This window comes from Pseudomonadota bacterium (genome assembly GCA_010028905.1).
Classification (GTDB): domain Bacteria; phylum Vulcanimicrobiota; class Xenobia; order RGZZ01; family RGZZ01; genus RGZZ01.
Window position 1 is genome coordinate 1 of record RGZZ01000092.1, and the last position, 13663, is coordinate 13663.

At 65.7% G+C, this 13663-nt stretch carries 13 protein-coding genes and 1 tRNA gene; 10 read left to right on the plus strand and 4 right to left on the minus strand.

All coding sequences use genetic code 11. The features are described 5' to 3' along the window. The coding region (locus EB084_08795; GenBank protein NDD28345.1) for a hypothetical protein at window positions 1-597 on the minus strand (597 nt) is incomplete at its 3' end. Between the two features lie 154 nt (window positions 598-751). Here EB084_08795 and EB084_08800 point away from each other — a divergent pair. After that, entirely contained in the window at window positions 752-1393 is a 642-nt protein-coding gene (locus tag EB084_08800; protein ID NDD28346.1) for a DedA family protein, read from the plus strand. Here EB084_08800 and EB084_08805 read toward each other — a convergent pair. Beyond that, the gene (locus EB084_08805) at window positions 1380-2129 is read right to left on the minus strand and encodes a DUF3298 domain-containing protein (GenBank protein ID NDD28347.1); all 750 of its coding nucleotides are present in this window, start codon (window positions 2127-2129) and stop codon (window positions 1380-1382) included. The two genes, EB084_08800 and EB084_08805, sit on opposite strands and share 14 nt — an antisense overlap. 146 nt (window positions 2130-2275) lie before the next feature. Here EB084_08805 and EB084_08810 point away from each other — a divergent pair, with 146 nt between their 5' ends. The 8 genes from EB084_08810 to EB084_08845 all read left to right on the plus strand — a co-directional run bounded on the left by EB084_08810 (window position 2276) and on the right by EB084_08845 (window position 11086). Further along, the gene (locus tag EB084_08810) at window positions 2276-2983 is read left to right on the plus strand and encodes an NUDIX hydrolase (GenBank protein NDD28348.1); all 708 of its coding nucleotides are present in this window, start codon (window positions 2276-2278) and stop codon (window positions 2981-2983) included. Window positions 2984-3014: 31 nt separating this feature from the next. Further along, window positions 3015-3767 carry a cysteine hydrolase gene (locus tag EB084_08815; protein NDD28349.1) on the plus strand — a complete coding sequence of 251 codons (753 nt, stop codon included), beginning with the start codon at window positions 3015-3017 and terminating at the stop codon, window positions 3765-3767. 47 nt (window positions 3768-3814) lie between these two features. Continuing rightward, window positions 3815-4639 carry an NAD(+)/NADH kinase gene (locus tag EB084_08820; GenBank protein NDD28350.1) on the plus strand — a complete coding sequence of 275 codons (825 nt, stop codon included), beginning with the start codon at window positions 3815-3817 and terminating at the stop codon, window positions 4637-4639. A 133-nt stretch (window positions 4640-4772) separates the two neighbouring features. Continuing rightward, window positions 4773-4848: transfer RNA gene (locus EB084_08825), tRNA-Trp, on the plus strand. Between the two features lie 190 nt (window positions 4849-5038). Beyond that, complete coding sequence (locus tag EB084_08830) at window positions 5039-5680, plus strand: hypothetical protein (protein ID NDD28351.1); 642 nt, start codon at window positions 5039-5041, stop codon at window positions 5678-5680. 205 nt (window positions 5681-5885) lie between these two features. After that, complete coding sequence (locus tag EB084_08835) at window positions 5886-9236, plus strand: response regulator (protein NDD28352.1); 3351 nt, start codon at window positions 5886-5888, stop codon at window positions 9234-9236. A 59-nt stretch (window positions 9237-9295) separates the two neighbouring features. Beyond that, window positions 9296-10318 carry a hypothetical protein gene (locus EB084_08840; protein NDD28353.1) on the plus strand — a complete coding sequence of 341 codons (1023 nt, stop codon included), beginning with the start codon at window positions 9296-9298 and terminating at the stop codon, window positions 10316-10318. A 144-nt stretch (window positions 10319-10462) separates the two neighbouring features. Beyond that, window positions 10463-11086 carry a hypothetical protein gene (locus EB084_08845; GenBank protein NDD28354.1) on the plus strand — a complete coding sequence of 208 codons (624 nt, stop codon included), beginning with the start codon at window positions 10463-10465 and terminating at the stop codon, window positions 11084-11086. A gap of 107 nt (window positions 11087-11193) precedes the next feature. On the opposite strand, the gene EB084_08850 is transcribed toward EB084_08845, so the two are convergent. Beyond that, window positions 11194-11745: a BMC domain-containing protein gene (locus tag EB084_08850; GenBank protein ID NDD28355.1), complete on the minus strand. Its 552-nt coding sequence runs from the start codon at window positions 11743-11745 to the stop codon at window positions 11194-11196. Between the two features lie 26 nt (window positions 11746-11771). Next, complete coding sequence (locus EB084_08855; protein NDD28356.1) at window positions 11772-13136, minus strand: NADH dehydrogenase subunit; 1365 nt, start codon at window positions 13134-13136, stop codon at window positions 11772-11774. Window positions 13137-13252: 116 nt separating this feature from the next. On the opposite strand from EB084_08855, the gene EB084_08860 reads away from it, so the two are divergent. Continuing rightward, the coding region (locus EB084_08860) for a hypothetical protein (protein NDD28357.1) at window positions 13253-13663 on the plus strand (411 nt) is incomplete at its 3' end.

A 13663-nucleotide genomic window follows, 5' to 3' on the forward strand; every position in this document is an offset into this window, starting at 1 on the left:
CCGAGCGTGGTCGGCCATCACCGCGCACGGGATGAGGAGCGTGGTGTCGGAGGGCAGCTGCACGTCTGCGAGGTCGGGGAGCGCCGCGAGGGTGCTCTCGTCGGGGGCGGCCGCGATGCTCTGTCCGCGGCTCTGGATGTACCGCAGGAGGTTGTAGCCGTACGCGATCATGTCGCCGGCCACGGCCACGGCGGCCATCGATGTGCCGATGGCGGGGGCGTTCGGAACGGCCAGCACAACCAGCCCCGCAACGCCCACGGTGTCGGTGACCACGTGCGAGATGTCGATGACCCGATCAACGTTCGTCGCGTCCGGGTTCTTGAGGGTGCGACGCACCTTGTCGATGTCGAGCACGAGGGTGCCGATGCGCACCGCCGGGTAGAAGGCGTCCATCGCCCGTTGCGCGATTTCATCAGGGACGTCTGACATGACCCGATCCTTCAGCAGGCGGGCCGACTCGCGGAAGGCAAACGACGGGTCTTGCTGGGCCAGCTCCACGACCTGCTGGGTGGCCATGGCCGCGAACTGCTTCGTCGGAACCATCCATCCCACGGGTCGGGTGTCGTTCGGGGGCGTTGACGATCGGGTCGTCTGCATCGCGATGAACCTCCACGCTGACGTGCTCGGCGTGGAGTGTACGCGTCCGGGCTGGAACGACGCTGGTTCTATCGTCAAACGAACGTCAACCAATGGGTGGCGAAGGCTTCAACAGAGGGAGGCGCCCCGTCAGGGGCGAAGCAAGCGCGCGCCCATGATCGACTTCATCCTTCACTTCGACAAGCACCTCGACCAGATCATCCAGAGCTATGGCTCTCTCACGTATGGCCTGCTCTTCCTCATCCTGTTCGCCGAGACGGGGCTCGTGGTGACCCCGTTCCTTCCCGGTGACTCGCTGCTGTTCGCAGTGGGCGCGGTGGCGGCTCGCGGCGTGCTCGACGCAAAATCGGTGTTCGCCCTGCTGCTGGTGGCCGTGTTCACGGGCGACAACGTGAACTACTGGTTCGGCCGCTACCTCGGACCCAGGGTCTTCTCGCGTGACGACGTGCGCTTCTTGAACCGCAAGCATCTCGAGCGCACCCAGGAGTTCTTCGACAAGCACGGCAGCAAGACGGTGATCTATGCCCGCTTCGTGCCCATCGTGCGCACATGCACGCCGTTCGTGGCGGGCATCGGGCGCATGGCCTACGCGCGCTTCATGGCCTTCAGCGTGGCCGGTTGCGCGCTCTGGCTCTCGGTGTGCCTCACTGCGGGCTACTTCTTCGGCAACATCGAGGTGGTGAAGAAGAACTTCTCTCTCGTCGTCATCGGCATCATCTTCGTGTCGCTGCTGCCGCTCTTCTTCGAGTACATGAAGCAGCGCAAGCAGGTCGAGGGTTCGTCTACAGGCGCTTGACGAGGCTTGCGACCTCGGGCTTCAGAACCGCTCTCAGCGCGTTCCACTTCACGATGACATCCATTGATCCGACGGCGCCCGCGGCGACCTGTCCACGTTGAAAGAACAGCTGCAGGCCGTGCTTGCGAATGATGAAGGCCTCGAAGTTCTCGGCCTTCGGCTCGAGCCCCTCACCGGTGAATGACATGCGATCGCGCAGCCCGGGCTTGGCGCGCAGGGCGGCGAGCGCCTCGCGGGAGAGGGTGGCGAGGCCGTCTCTGGGGGATGTGAACAGGTCGGCGATGGTCCACATGGGGAGACCGCCAGGCCAGTTCGAGGTGATGATCTGCGGGTCTGGATGGGCGCCTCCGGCGAACATGCGATAGGCAAACCACCTCACCGATACGAGGCCGGCATCGCTGTTCGTGCAGACCGTGTAGGTGGCGTCAACCGTGCTGGTCGTACCCCGTGGCGGTGCGCTGTCTTGCTGCAGCTCTGCCATCTGGCGCTTGAAGTCGGCCAGCGCTTTCTCGGCGATGGCACGGCTCTGACTGTTGTAGTCGGCCAGTGCGCCGCGAACCCCCATGAGGGCGCCGGGCTGATCGAGCGTTGGGTAGCGGAACGTGAAGGTCCACCCCTTGCCCTGGGCTCTCAGAACCTGCTCCTTTACGAGCGGGCGGGCGTGGGCTGCGCGCTGCGGCACCAGAATGGCCAGAAGCGCGAGAACGACGGCGGCGAGGTGATGCGTGCGAGTCATGCGGCATCAGTTCAATTCTCCCTCGCGCGGACCCTGCCGAGGCAGAGGCTCCACGACAGGGGAGAGCCCTGGCCCGCGCGAACCTCACGCGCTCGGACATCTTGACGTAGCGGTCTTTTGCGGGTAATCTCTCATCAGGTAGTGTAATGGCAACACGAACGAAGGCGTCGAGCCTGCCCCAGCCAGTCAGTGATGCCACCGCGCACCCTCGTGTCGCGGTGACGGTCGACCTCGTCATCTTCACGCTGCGTGAGCGTGCGCTGAACCTGCTCATCGTGGAGCGTGGCATCGAGCCGTTCAAGGGGCGATGGGCGCTGCCCGGCGGATTCGTGCGTCTCGATGAGACCATCGACGAGGCGGCGCGGCGCGAGCTCGCCGAAGAGACCGGGGTGAGCGAGGTCTACCTCGAGCAGCTGTACACCTTTGGCGACATCGAGCGCGATCCGCGTGAGCGCGTGATCACGGTGGCCTACTACGCGTTCGTGCCCTCTCAGTCGCTCGAGCTGAAAGCCTCAACCGACGCCGCCGCCGTGCGGTGGGTGGCGATCGGAGAGCGTCCCCCCCTCTCGTTTGATCACGACCGCATCGTCGAGTACGCCCTCGAGCGCATCCGGAACAAGATCATGTACGTTCCCATCGCCTTTGGGCTGCTGGCGAATGAGTTCACGCTCACCGAGCTGCAGAACGTCTATGAGGCCATTCTCGGCGATGCACTCGACAAGCGAAACTTCCGCAAGAAGATCCTGGCCTCCGATCTGCTCGTGGAGACGGGTTCCGTGCGCGGGGGCGAACGGCATCGCCCCGCTGCGCTGTACCGGTTCTCACGCGCTCGCTTCGAGGCGCCACGGCCATGAGTGCGCTCGTGACGAGGCACAGCGGGGAGGAATGGCGATGAGCCCACACATCGAGACGATCGACCCACGGGTGACGCCCAGTCTTCCCTTCCTCACATACCTGGCCGACTGGGAGGCTGCGCTCCCCACAATGTCCTTGAAGGGCATCGTTGAAGCGGCTGGCAGCCCCGAACAGGTGGCCGTGATCAGCGTCGATCTGATCAAGGGATTCACCGCAACCGGCCCGCTGTCGAGTCCGCGCGTGGGTGCGCTGGTGCCGCGCGTCGCCGCCTTGCTCACCGAAGCCCACGGACTGGGCGTGCGGCAGTTCGTGCTCCTTCAAGACGCCCATCCTCCAAACAGCCCGGAGTTCGACGACCTGCCCGCACACTGCGTGCAGGGCACGATCGAGGCAGAGACAGACGATGGGCTGGCCGCGCTCCCCTTTGCCAGCACCTTCAACGTCATGAAGAAGCGGTCGCTCGACGGCCTGGTGGCAACCGAGCTGATGGGCTGGCTCGAGGCCAGGCCACACCTGCGCCGTCTCGTCGTGGTGGGAGACTGCACCGATCTGTGCGTGTACGAGCTGGTGATGCACCTGCAGATGCGCGCGCACGCCCTGCACCTGCCGTATGAGGTCGTGGTGCCTGCCCGCTGTGTGAACACCTACGATCTGCCCGTGGAGACGGCGACGGCCATCGGCGCGCGTCCGCACGATGGCGACCTGCTGCATCGGGTCTTCCTGCATCAGATGGCGGCAAACGGGGTCATGGTGGTGGGCGCGCTCGATGAGGCGGTGCCGTGAGAACGAGGGGGAGTGGCGCCCGAGGGGGGCGACGAAAGGGGGACGACATGCGCATCGGAATTGCGGTGAGGCCCGCGCTGCCCGAGGCGAGCGAGGCGGCCAAGGCGCTGAAGTCGTGGTTGCGGGCACGAAAGGTCACGGTGCTCGACTTCGAGCGCGTGGTCGAGGGGGAGTCGTGCGACGCGGTCATGGTTCTGGGCGGCGACGGCACTTTGCTGCAAGTGGCAAACCAGATGGCGCCGCGTGAGATTCCCGCCATCGGCATCAACTACGGCCACGTGGGCTATCTGTGCGAGGTCGGCGCCGAACGCATCTTCGAGGCGGCTGAGATGATCCTCGATGGCCGCTACACGGTTGACCGACGCACCATGGTGCGGGCCACCGTGCGCCGCAAGGGGCGCGTGATTCGCACCCTCGATGCGCTGAACGAGATACTCGTGGGCGGGGCCACCCGCACCCTGACCCTTCATGTCGAGATCAACGGTGACGCCCTGGGTCAGGTGCGCGGAGATGGCATCATCGTTGCCACCCGCACCGGTTCGACTGCGTACAGCTTCAGCGCGGGTGGCTCGATCCTGTTGCTCGACGGGTTCGTGCTGGTGGCGTCGAACGCCGTGTTCTCGGCGAGCATCCGCTCGCTCATCATGTCGACCGACGCCGTCGTGCGCATCACCGACCAGTCATTCTCGACCACGCCGTATGTCATTGCCGACGGACAGCGCGACTACCGCATGCGCAAGGAAGACGTGCTCGACATCGGCGCCTCGCCGCTGAAAGGCAACCTCATCAGCCTCGGGCTGGTCACCCCCGTGCACAAGCTCAGCCTGGGCTTCGGGCTGCGACGCGTCTCGCAGAGCCCCCCGTCGCCTTGAGTCGGTGGCGTGTCGCGTGGGCCTGCTCGGGTGGAACGGCCACGCGGGCACTGCGTGGAATGACTGCCCTGGCCTTGCGCTCCTCGGCCCGTTCGTATATAATACCGTCTGTTGCGGCGCAGGCCGTACACACAGGGGTGTAGCTCAGCCGGTAGAGCGGCGGTCTCCAAAACCGTAGGTCGCGGGTTCGAATCCTGTCGCCCCTGCCACACGAAACCTAATAGCCGCGCCGATTCAGGCGCCACGAAGACGGCCTCTCAAGGTCGTCTTTTGCTTCTGGAAAAATTTTTTTCGAGGGGGGCTTAACTCAGGGCACGCCTTGCCGATACTCGTAGCGTAGAACTGTATTCTCGAGGTGCCAGCATGGATCGTTTCTCTTCAATACGCCAGGAGCCCCAGATGTCTACCCCCATCGCCCAGGGGAGTGGTGCGCCAGGGTCGCTCTCATGGGCCGACCGCACCAGTGGTACATACAGCGTCTCGAAGGCTGCCCTCTCTGCCACCATGGCCAGCGTTCCAGCCAGCATCGACGAGCATCTGCTCGGTGTCGTCTCCGCACAGATGCACGCCCTGTCGAGCGACGCGAGCCTGCGCGGCATGTACTACCTGGCGCTGATGCTCATGAAACAGGTTGGAGATGAGGCTGTGAGTGGCTTTGTGACGTCGCTGGGCGAGGCCCTCGGCGGCGGCGTCGCAGCGGAGGCTTCCGCCGCTGCCGCGGAGGCTTCCGCCTCTGCCGCGGAGGCTTCCGCCGCTGCCGCGGAGGCTTCCGCCGCTGCTGAACTTCCCGTTGAGGCCCCTCCGCCTCCGGATGCTGCAACGTCGATGCGGGTTCTCGCGGCCATCGATCAGCAGCTCGAGAAGGGAGCGGCCACGAGTGCGGCCCGTGGTACCGACGCGGCAACGCTGATGGAGAGCCTGTCGAACCTGCGCGCCGACGTGGGCACGACCGTCAGTGCCCTGCAGATGGCCCAGGCGCCTCAGGGGGCTCGAACCGGGTCGTCAGAGATGGCCGGGGCCCTTCTCGTGAGGCGCGTCTAGAGGAGTGGCCGAAAAGGTCGCGCCCATCAATATGCGGGCGCGGGAAGTTCGGCCGTTCTGCCATCCCGTGGGGTCGCGGGCATCCCACGAACCCTGAAGAGGGCTTTCCGGCCGTGCTTTCAGTGTCTTTCTGGAGGATCGTGGCTTGCGGCTCGCGTAAGCACGCGGAGCGAACAGCCGGCGGGGGAGAGCGGGGGCGCGGGGTGTGACGAACGAAGAAGAGCTCGAGCAGCAGTTTCGCTCGGTGGGTGACAACCTGCCGAACGGCATCGTCTATCAGTTTCGAAGAAATGCTGATGGCAGCCACTGTTTCACCTATGTGAGCGCGGGCATCGAGGCGACGCTGGGTCTGAAGCCCCACGAGGTTCTTGCTGACGTCGACCTTGTCTTCGGCTTGATGCCGCCGCAGACGCTGGAAGACTACTTCGCCGCCGAGGAGGTCTGCGTTCGAGACCTCACGCCCTATGCCGGGCTTCTCGATTTCGAGCTGGCGAATGGCCGTTGCTGCTGGCTTCAGGTTCAGTCTCGTCCCCATCGCAAGTCAGACGGTGCAGTGGTGTGGGACGGGCTCGCCATTGACGTCACCGACCGCGTGCTGGGAGAATGTCTTCAGAATGCGGTCACAGATACGCGAGAAGCCATATCGCACGCGAGCAGTGAGGTTGCGCTGTTCGATGCGGTCTGTCGCATCTTGAGCGAGTCAGAAATCGTCGATACCGCATTTGTGAGTGTCCATGCACCTGACGGCGCCTCTCTTCGACCGGTGGCGGCACATGGCTCGGGGGCTTCCAGGCGGGAAGCACTTGTCGTGTCTCAGGTCTCCGAGGCTGAGGTCGGCCATTGTCCCGTGACGCGCGCTTGGAGAGAGCGTAAGCCCGCCTCCCTCACGGCCCCCTCTCTTCTGGAAGGGCGGTGGGGTGACCTGGCATCGCTTTTCGAATGGACATGTGTCGGCTCCTTTCCGATTTCGTGCCACAGCGGTTCGCGCGGCGTTCTGACGTTGTGTGGCCGCGAGTGCTGGTTCCTCGATGGGGAGGCAAAGCCGCTTCTCGAGTCGCTGCTCGCCGACCTCACGCTCGCTCTCGATAGCCTGCAGGCACGTCAGGCGCTCACCGAGAGCCAGGCGCGCACCCAGGCGCTGCTCGGCGTGATTCCCGATCTCATTCTCACATTTGATCGAGACGGAACCTACCTCGCATCGCATCCCGCAGATCCCTCGCAGTATGCGGTGCCTCCCGAGGTCTTCATGCACCGACGGGTCGATGAGGTGCTTCCCGAGCCGGCGGCCGGCGCGCTCCTCGGGGCCATTCGTGCGGCCGTCGCTTCGCGGTCGCTTCAAACGACTCGCTACACGCTGCTCAAGGGCGGTGTCGAGCGCTGGTTCGAAGCCCGTGTCAAGCCGTTCTCAGAGAACCTGGTGGTGGCCGTCGTTCGCGACGTCACCGAGAGCGAGCTGAGCCGAAGGAACCTCGAGGCGCATCACCATCACCTCGAGGGGGTGGTTCGTGACCGCACTGAAGCGCTCCAGGTGGCCCTCGAGAGCGTGCGTCGCAGCGAGCAGCGCTTCGGATACGCCATGGAGGCCACCAACGATGGTCTCTGGGACTGGGACGTGCGCTCGAATCGCGCCTATCTCAGCCCTGCCTGGTATGAGATGCTCGGCTATCCCCCCGCGCCGCCCGAGAAGGAAGGGCACGCCAATCCGGAGGTCGAGGTCTTCTCGTTGCTGCATCCCGACGATCACGACCGTGTGCTGCACGCCACACGCACGCATCTGCTCGCGGGCAGTGGCTTTCTCGACGTCGAGCTTCGCCTGCGCAATGCCGACGGCACGTACAAGTGGGTGAGAAGCCGCGCCAAGGTGGTCGAGCGCGACGTCGATGGCGCCCCCTTGCGCGTGGTGGGCACGCACATCGATCTCTCGTTGCGCAAGGAGATGGAGCTCGAGCTTCTGGCGAAGGAGCGCGCGGAAGCGGCCAACCGCGCCAAGAGCGCGTTTCTCGCCAATGTGAGCCACGAGATTCGCACACCGCTGAATGCCATCACCGGCTACGCGCACCTGCTCAAGGAGGTGCTCACCGACCCTGCACAACGCGATCATCTCGACAAGCTGACGGCCTCGAGCCTGCACCTGCAGCGCATCGTCAATGACCTTCTCGATCTGACGAAGATCGAGGCCGATCATTTCACGCTCGAGCGGGTCAACGTCGATATCCGCGCCCTGGTGCAAGAGACGCGTACGATGCTGGCGGAAGCCATCGAAGCGCGCGGCCTGTCAGTAACCATCGACATCGACGAAGGCCTGAACACGCCTGCGCTTCTGGGTGACCCGTTCCGGCTGCGGCAGATTCTGGCGAACTATCTGGCCAACGCCGTGCGCTTCACGCCGAGTGGATGCGTACAGGTTCGCGCCCAGCTTGCTGCACAGGGAGAGGGTCACGCCACGATTCGCTTCGAGGTCGAAGACAGCGGCATCGGTCTGACCGAGCAGCAGCAGGCCCAGCTCTTCGAGCCGTTCGTGCAGGCAGAAGCATCTACCACACGGAGGTTTGGCGGCACGGGGCTGGGGCTGGCCATCAGTCGCAAGCTGGCCCGCCTGATGGGGGGAGACACGGGGGTGGTGAGCAGTGTCGGGCACGGCAGCACCTTCTGGTTCACGGCGCGTCTCGAACGCGGATTGGTCGCTGTCACCGCGGCCCCTGCGGCGCCTCACGCCACACGTCTGCGACCGGGAGCACGCATCCTGCTCGTTGAGGACAATCCGCTCAATCAGGAGCTCATGCGCCTCACGCTGGAACGTCAGGGGGCCGTGGTAGAGCTGGCCGTTCATGGGGGCGAAGCGCTGCGCTTGTTCGCCCATAACGACTACGATCTGATCTTGATGGATCTGCAGATGCCCGAGCTCGATGGCTACGCGGCGACAAGGGACATCCGTGCCCTCGAGAGAGGGCGTACCGTGCCCATCGTTGCGGTGACGGCCAGTGCAATGGTCGAAGAGCGAAAGCGCTGTGCCGATGTCGGAATGAATGACTGCCTGGTCAAGCCCATTCGTCCCAGTGAGCTGTGCGCGGCGCTCGTGCGCTGGATTCCGGAGGCCGATCGTTGCGGCCAGGACGACGCTTGCGACGCGGAGGGCGCTGCTGTGGAGACAGCTATGTCTGGCGGTGCTGCAGACGTGCAGGCTTCGTCGGGGCCGTCGCTCATCAACGTCGCCGAAGGGCTCGCGCACTTCGATGGAGACCGAGAGACCTACGATTGCATGCTTGCTCGGTTCGTCGAGGAAGCCCCTCTGCGTGTGGTGCAGCTGCGCGAGGCCTTGGCGCTCGGGACGCAGCCTCTGGCAGTCCGCCTCGCTCACACATTGAAGAGCGAAGCCGCTGTGCTCGGCCTCGATGGGGTGCGCGAGCAGGCGGCGCAGGTCGAGCACGCGCTGGTCACCATGCCTTCGGGCATCACGGCGATGCCGGGGGTGGAGCCCCTGGCCCACGTGGTCGAGGCGGTGCGCGCAGCGCTCGAGGAAAGCCGGGTGGGGCAGGGCCGCTCGTCGCGCACTTAACCCGGCGTGCGCCGCGGCCGATGAAGAACGTGCCGTATCCTGGCTTGTGAGGTGCCGCCATGGACCCGCTCGCTTTCACGTTCCGTTCGTCAGCAAACGCTCCGCTCTCTTCGCCCGAGATGACGTCTGAAGGCGCAGCCTTCCCCTCCCTGCGGCTCGCGCCACTGCGCGCAGCTGTCGCGTCGCCTGCGGGTGGATTGTCTTCCCCCGGCGGCGCCAGCGCCCTGGAAGGCGACCTCGTGGACGAGATCAGCGCCCAGATGGACGCTCTCGCTGACAATCCGAGCCTTCGCGACATGTACTATCTCATCATTGCGCTGCTCAAGAAGCTGGGGGGCGATGCGGTGCGAGACTTCGTGAAGTCGATGCACGCGGCGCTGGGGAACGACGGTCTGTCTCACGGACAACCTTCGTCGACGACGGGTGCGACATCGACGCTTGCCGTGCTCAGCACGTTCGAGGTGCATGTCGAGAAGATCACCGCCCAGGTGAACGTGCTCTCAGCCGATGGTTCTACCGCGGTCTCGGCGACCCTCTCGTCTCTGCGCGTCGAGATCAAGACGTCCATCACGGTGGTGAGGCGCGCGATGGGGGGCTCTCCCGAAGATCCGCTCGCGCTCGATCTCAATGGCGACGGCGCCATCAACCTCGATCGGGCCCGTCGCTTCGACCTCAGCGGTAAGGGCGAAGCCGCGCCCATCCCGTTCGTGAGCGGGGGCGATGCCTTCCTCGCCCTCGACCGCAACGACAATGGCCGCATCGACGATGGGACCGAGCTGTTCGGCGATCAGCACGGCGCGGCGCACGGTTTTGAGGAGCTGCGTCGATTCGACAGCAACGGTGATGGCGTCATCGATGCACGAGACGCGGTGTATGACCGCTTGCGCCTGCTCGGCGACTTCGATGGCGACGGTGACGACGAACAGAGGGGCCTCGCCGATGCCGGGGTGACGCGCATCGATCTGGCGTCGCAGGCCGAGGGCCGCGCGCTGGGTCCGAGTGCCACCCTGGCCCAGGCAGGACGGTTCTGGCGCGGCGATCGCGCCGATCTGGCGGGCTCGCTGCTGCTGCGAAGGGTGTAGGACTAAACGATCTTTTAGCGAGCGTTTCAACACCGGTCTGGTTCGGCCGTCTACGATGGTTGCATGAGCACCATGAGCCCTCTCAACTCGAGTTTGTCTTCGCTTCCAGCCCGTGGCGCGGCTGTTCCGCAGCCCCCTGAGCCGGTGAACGCGATTCATGATCGTCTCACCCTCGCTGAACGTGAGGTCACCCATCACGAGTCTGAACAGCAGCGACTCCTGAAATCGGCTGCGGCGGCGGCGGGCAGGGTTGACGCAGCCCAGCGGGCGCAGCATTCGTATGGCACCCTCGCCAACCGCTTCGCGGAAGCCCAGAACGATGCCGTCGACCGGGTGACCCGCGCCACGTGGGGGGGCCGTATCGCCGGATTTGGGGGCATTGCCGCCGCCATGGCAGGCGCCATGGGGCACATGCCCGTGGTGGGGGTGCTCGGTCTGACGGGCATCGCCGCGGCGGGCCTCCTCATCGTGGTCGTCGAGCGCGCGCGCCAGGAGCGTGACTCGGCGCACGAGGCCTATGTCCCCACGCGGGCGCGCTACGACAGCGCAGTGGCAGACGAGAAGGTGGCGCGCTTCGAGCAGGAACGAGATTCCCGCCTCGCGACCGAGGCCGGCGATCGGGCACGGGTTGCGCGCACGAGTCTCGAGGTGCTCCGTATGGCCCGCCACGTCAACGAGAAGCCCGTCGGCGGCGACGTCACTGTCGACGCGCACGGGGTGAGTCTCGGCGGAATCCGCGTCGCGAGGCGCGGGGTGCAGGCGGGGTAGCTCACGGGTATAAGCCCATTTGGGCTTCTAGTGACGGGTATAAGCCCATTTGGGCTTCTAGCGCGCAGGGCAGCGTGCGCCGACGTCGTCTCGCGCTGCGCTTCGCCTCAGATCATCTCCGACATCAGCTCTTCGCGCGGGTTGGGAATCACCACGCGGTTCACCAGCAGCCCCTTGTCGGCAATGACCTCGGCGCCGGCGTCGACGGCGCTCTGCACCGCCGCCACGTTGCCCGTGAGGGTGCAGAAGGCCTTGCCCCCCATGGCCATGGCGAGGCGAACCTCGAGCAGCTCGACGTTGGCGGCCTTCACTGCGGCGTCGGCCCCCTCGATGAGCGAGGCCACCGAGAACGATTCGATGATGCCCAGGGCCTCCAACGGGGCGTTGCGGTTGGTGCCGCTCAGGGCCGTGAACACCGTGTCGTGGATGTTCGGGATCACGAAGGTATCGATGACCGAGAAGTCGCCTTCAGCCGTGCCCGCGCTCACCGCGGCCTGCACCGCGGCCACGTCACCGCGCACCACGACCATGTACTTGCCCGAGCAGATGGTGCGGGCGAGCACGAGCTCCACGGCTGATGCCTTGAGCATGGCGTCGGTCACCGAGAAGCCGGCGGCGATGCTGCTCAACTCGATCAATCCGAGACAGTTGTTGGGCATGTCGGTACTCCTCGTGTGTCGCCGCGTCAGTGCGCGATGGTGATGGCGTCGGCCTCGATGGCGCTCACCGTGCCGCCGATGCTGGCGTGGATGTCGACCCCGAGGGCGTCGGTGTCGACCTTTGCGATGACCTGGCCGCGCTTCACCTTGGCGCCCGCCTTCACCACTGGCGCGGCGGGGCGGCCCACGTGCTGCGACAGCTTGATGCGCACCTCGGCGGGCTCTTCCCACGTGCCATCGAACGGCGTGTGGGCGTCGAACGCGTCGATCTTGAGGCGCTGCCTGATCATCGACAGGGGGATGCGACGCGACTCCTTCATCGGGTGAACGCGCAGGGGCTTCGTCTGGGTGAACTTGATTCCGGCGGCGCGCAGATCGGCCTTGGCGTCGTCACAGGCCTCGCGGGGGAACAGGTCTTCCGGGCAGGCGTACAGCGTGCACAGGCCGCACGAGCAGCAGAGCGCGGCGAACTGGTTGAGCAGCTCGGCGCCCGTCTTGCTGAAGCCCAGGCTGCGCATCACCTTGTGCGGCTGCACGTCGTAGCCCAGCAGGTAGCGCGGGCACATCTCGGTGCAGTAGCTGCACTGGTCGCATGCCGACTTGCCGATGCGTCGCTGAGCCTCGTTCGAGGTGGTCTTGCGCCGCACCAGGCTGTGATCGGCCGGCAGCACGATGAGCCCGCCGAACGTCTTGGTGACCACGGCGTCGAGGTCGAAGCTGATGCCGCCCATGAGCACGCCGCTGGTGAGCAGGGCGAACTCGCTCGTGGTGGTACCGCCGGCGCGGCGCAGCAGCTCGCGGTAGGAGGTTCCGATGGGCACCCACATCGACTTGGGCTCGTTCACGAGACCCACGATGGAGACGAACTTGTCGATGACCGGGTGCCCCTGGGCAGCCCGCTCGACGTTGAACAGGGTCTCCACGTTGTTGACCACGCAGCCCACGTCGAGGGGGATGCCGGCGGGGGGGATGAGCCTTCCAGTGGCGGAGTACACCAGCTCGTACTCGTCACCCGCCGGGTAGAAGTCGCCCATGAGCAGGGGAGCGATGCCTGCCGCCTCGAGGTGCGGCGTCACCGCGTCGATGGCCTTTGCGTTCTTCTTCTTGATGCCGAAGACGCCACGGGTTGCGCCGGTGAAGCCCATCATGCGCTTCATGCCGGCCACGATCTCTTCCGGGTAGAGCTCCATGAGGGGGGCGTCCTTGTGCATGAGGGGCTCGCACTCGGCGCCGTTGGCGATGAGGTACTCGACCTTGGAGTCGGCCTTGACGTAGGTGGGAAATCCGGCACCGCCGGCGCCCACCACGCCCATCTCTTTCAGCAGTGTGTTCACGTTCGCGCTCTCGCGTGCTGTATTCGGGGGAGGGCGTGTTCGTGACGCCCCCCTCATGATCCTGGCATGGGAGCGCCACCCCCTTCTTGATCCTGGCAGGAGAGCGCCACTCTCCTGCGGTTCCCGTTCAACGTTTTTTCAACGGTTCTTCGTAGACTGCCCCCATGACGACAATGCCTTCCCTGGCCTCGACCCGCGTCGTTCCGCTCCAGGCGGGGCGCATAGAGAGCACGCGCGTCAAGCAGACCCTCGATCGCTATCTCGACGACGACGCCGCGCAGCGGGTGAGCGTGGGGGCGGTCAGCGGAGCGGGTCTGGCCGTCGCCGGCCTGGGGGCCACCGCGCTCGGCCTTCTATCGCAGTCACAGGCGGCTTTGGCGGGACCGTGGGGGGTCGGTGCGGGCGCCGCCCTGGGCCTTCTCGCGGGGGGAGCCATCGGCACCGTCTGCACGCGCCGGCTCTTCCCGAACCGAGACGAGAGCGCGTTCATGAACGCCTACATGCTCGGCGCGATCGGCGGGTTTGGATGCCTCATCACAGCAGCAACCGCCCAGGGCGCAGGGGGGGGCGCGGGTGCTCTCTGC

Coding starts and splice junctions, on each gene's coding strand:
- EB084_08830 (NDD28351.1), top strand. CDS start 5,039: ATGTCTACCCCCATCGCCCAGGGGAGTGGTGCGCCAGGGTCGCTCTCA.
- EB084_08850 (NDD28355.1), bottom strand. CDS start 11,745: ATGCCCAACAACTGTCTCGGATTGATCGAGTTGAGCAGCATCGCCGCC.
- EB084_08810 (NDD28348.1), top strand. CDS start 2,276: ATGGCAACACGAACGAAGGCGTCGAGCCTGCCCCAGCCAGTCAGTGAT.
- EB084_08820 (NDD28350.1), top strand. CDS start 3,815: ATGCGCATCGGAATTGCGGTGAGGCCCGCGCTGCCCGAGGCGAGCGAG.
- EB084_08800 (NDD28346.1), top strand. CDS start 752: ATGATCGACTTCATCCTTCACTTCGACAAGCACCTCGACCAGATCATC.
- EB084_08815 (NDD28349.1), top strand. CDS start 3,015: ATGGCGATGAGCCCACACATCGAGACGATCGACCCACGGGTGACGCCC.
- EB084_08805 (NDD28347.1), bottom strand. CDS start 2,129: ATGACTCGCACGCATCACCTCGCCGCCGTCGTTCTCGCGCTTCTGGCC.
- EB084_08840 (NDD28353.1), top strand. CDS start 9,296: ATGGACCCGCTCGCTTTCACGTTCCGTTCGTCAGCAAACGCTCCGCTC.
- EB084_08855 (NDD28356.1), bottom strand. CDS start 13,136: ATGAGGGGGGCGTCACGAACACGCCCTCCCCCGAATACAGCACGCGAG.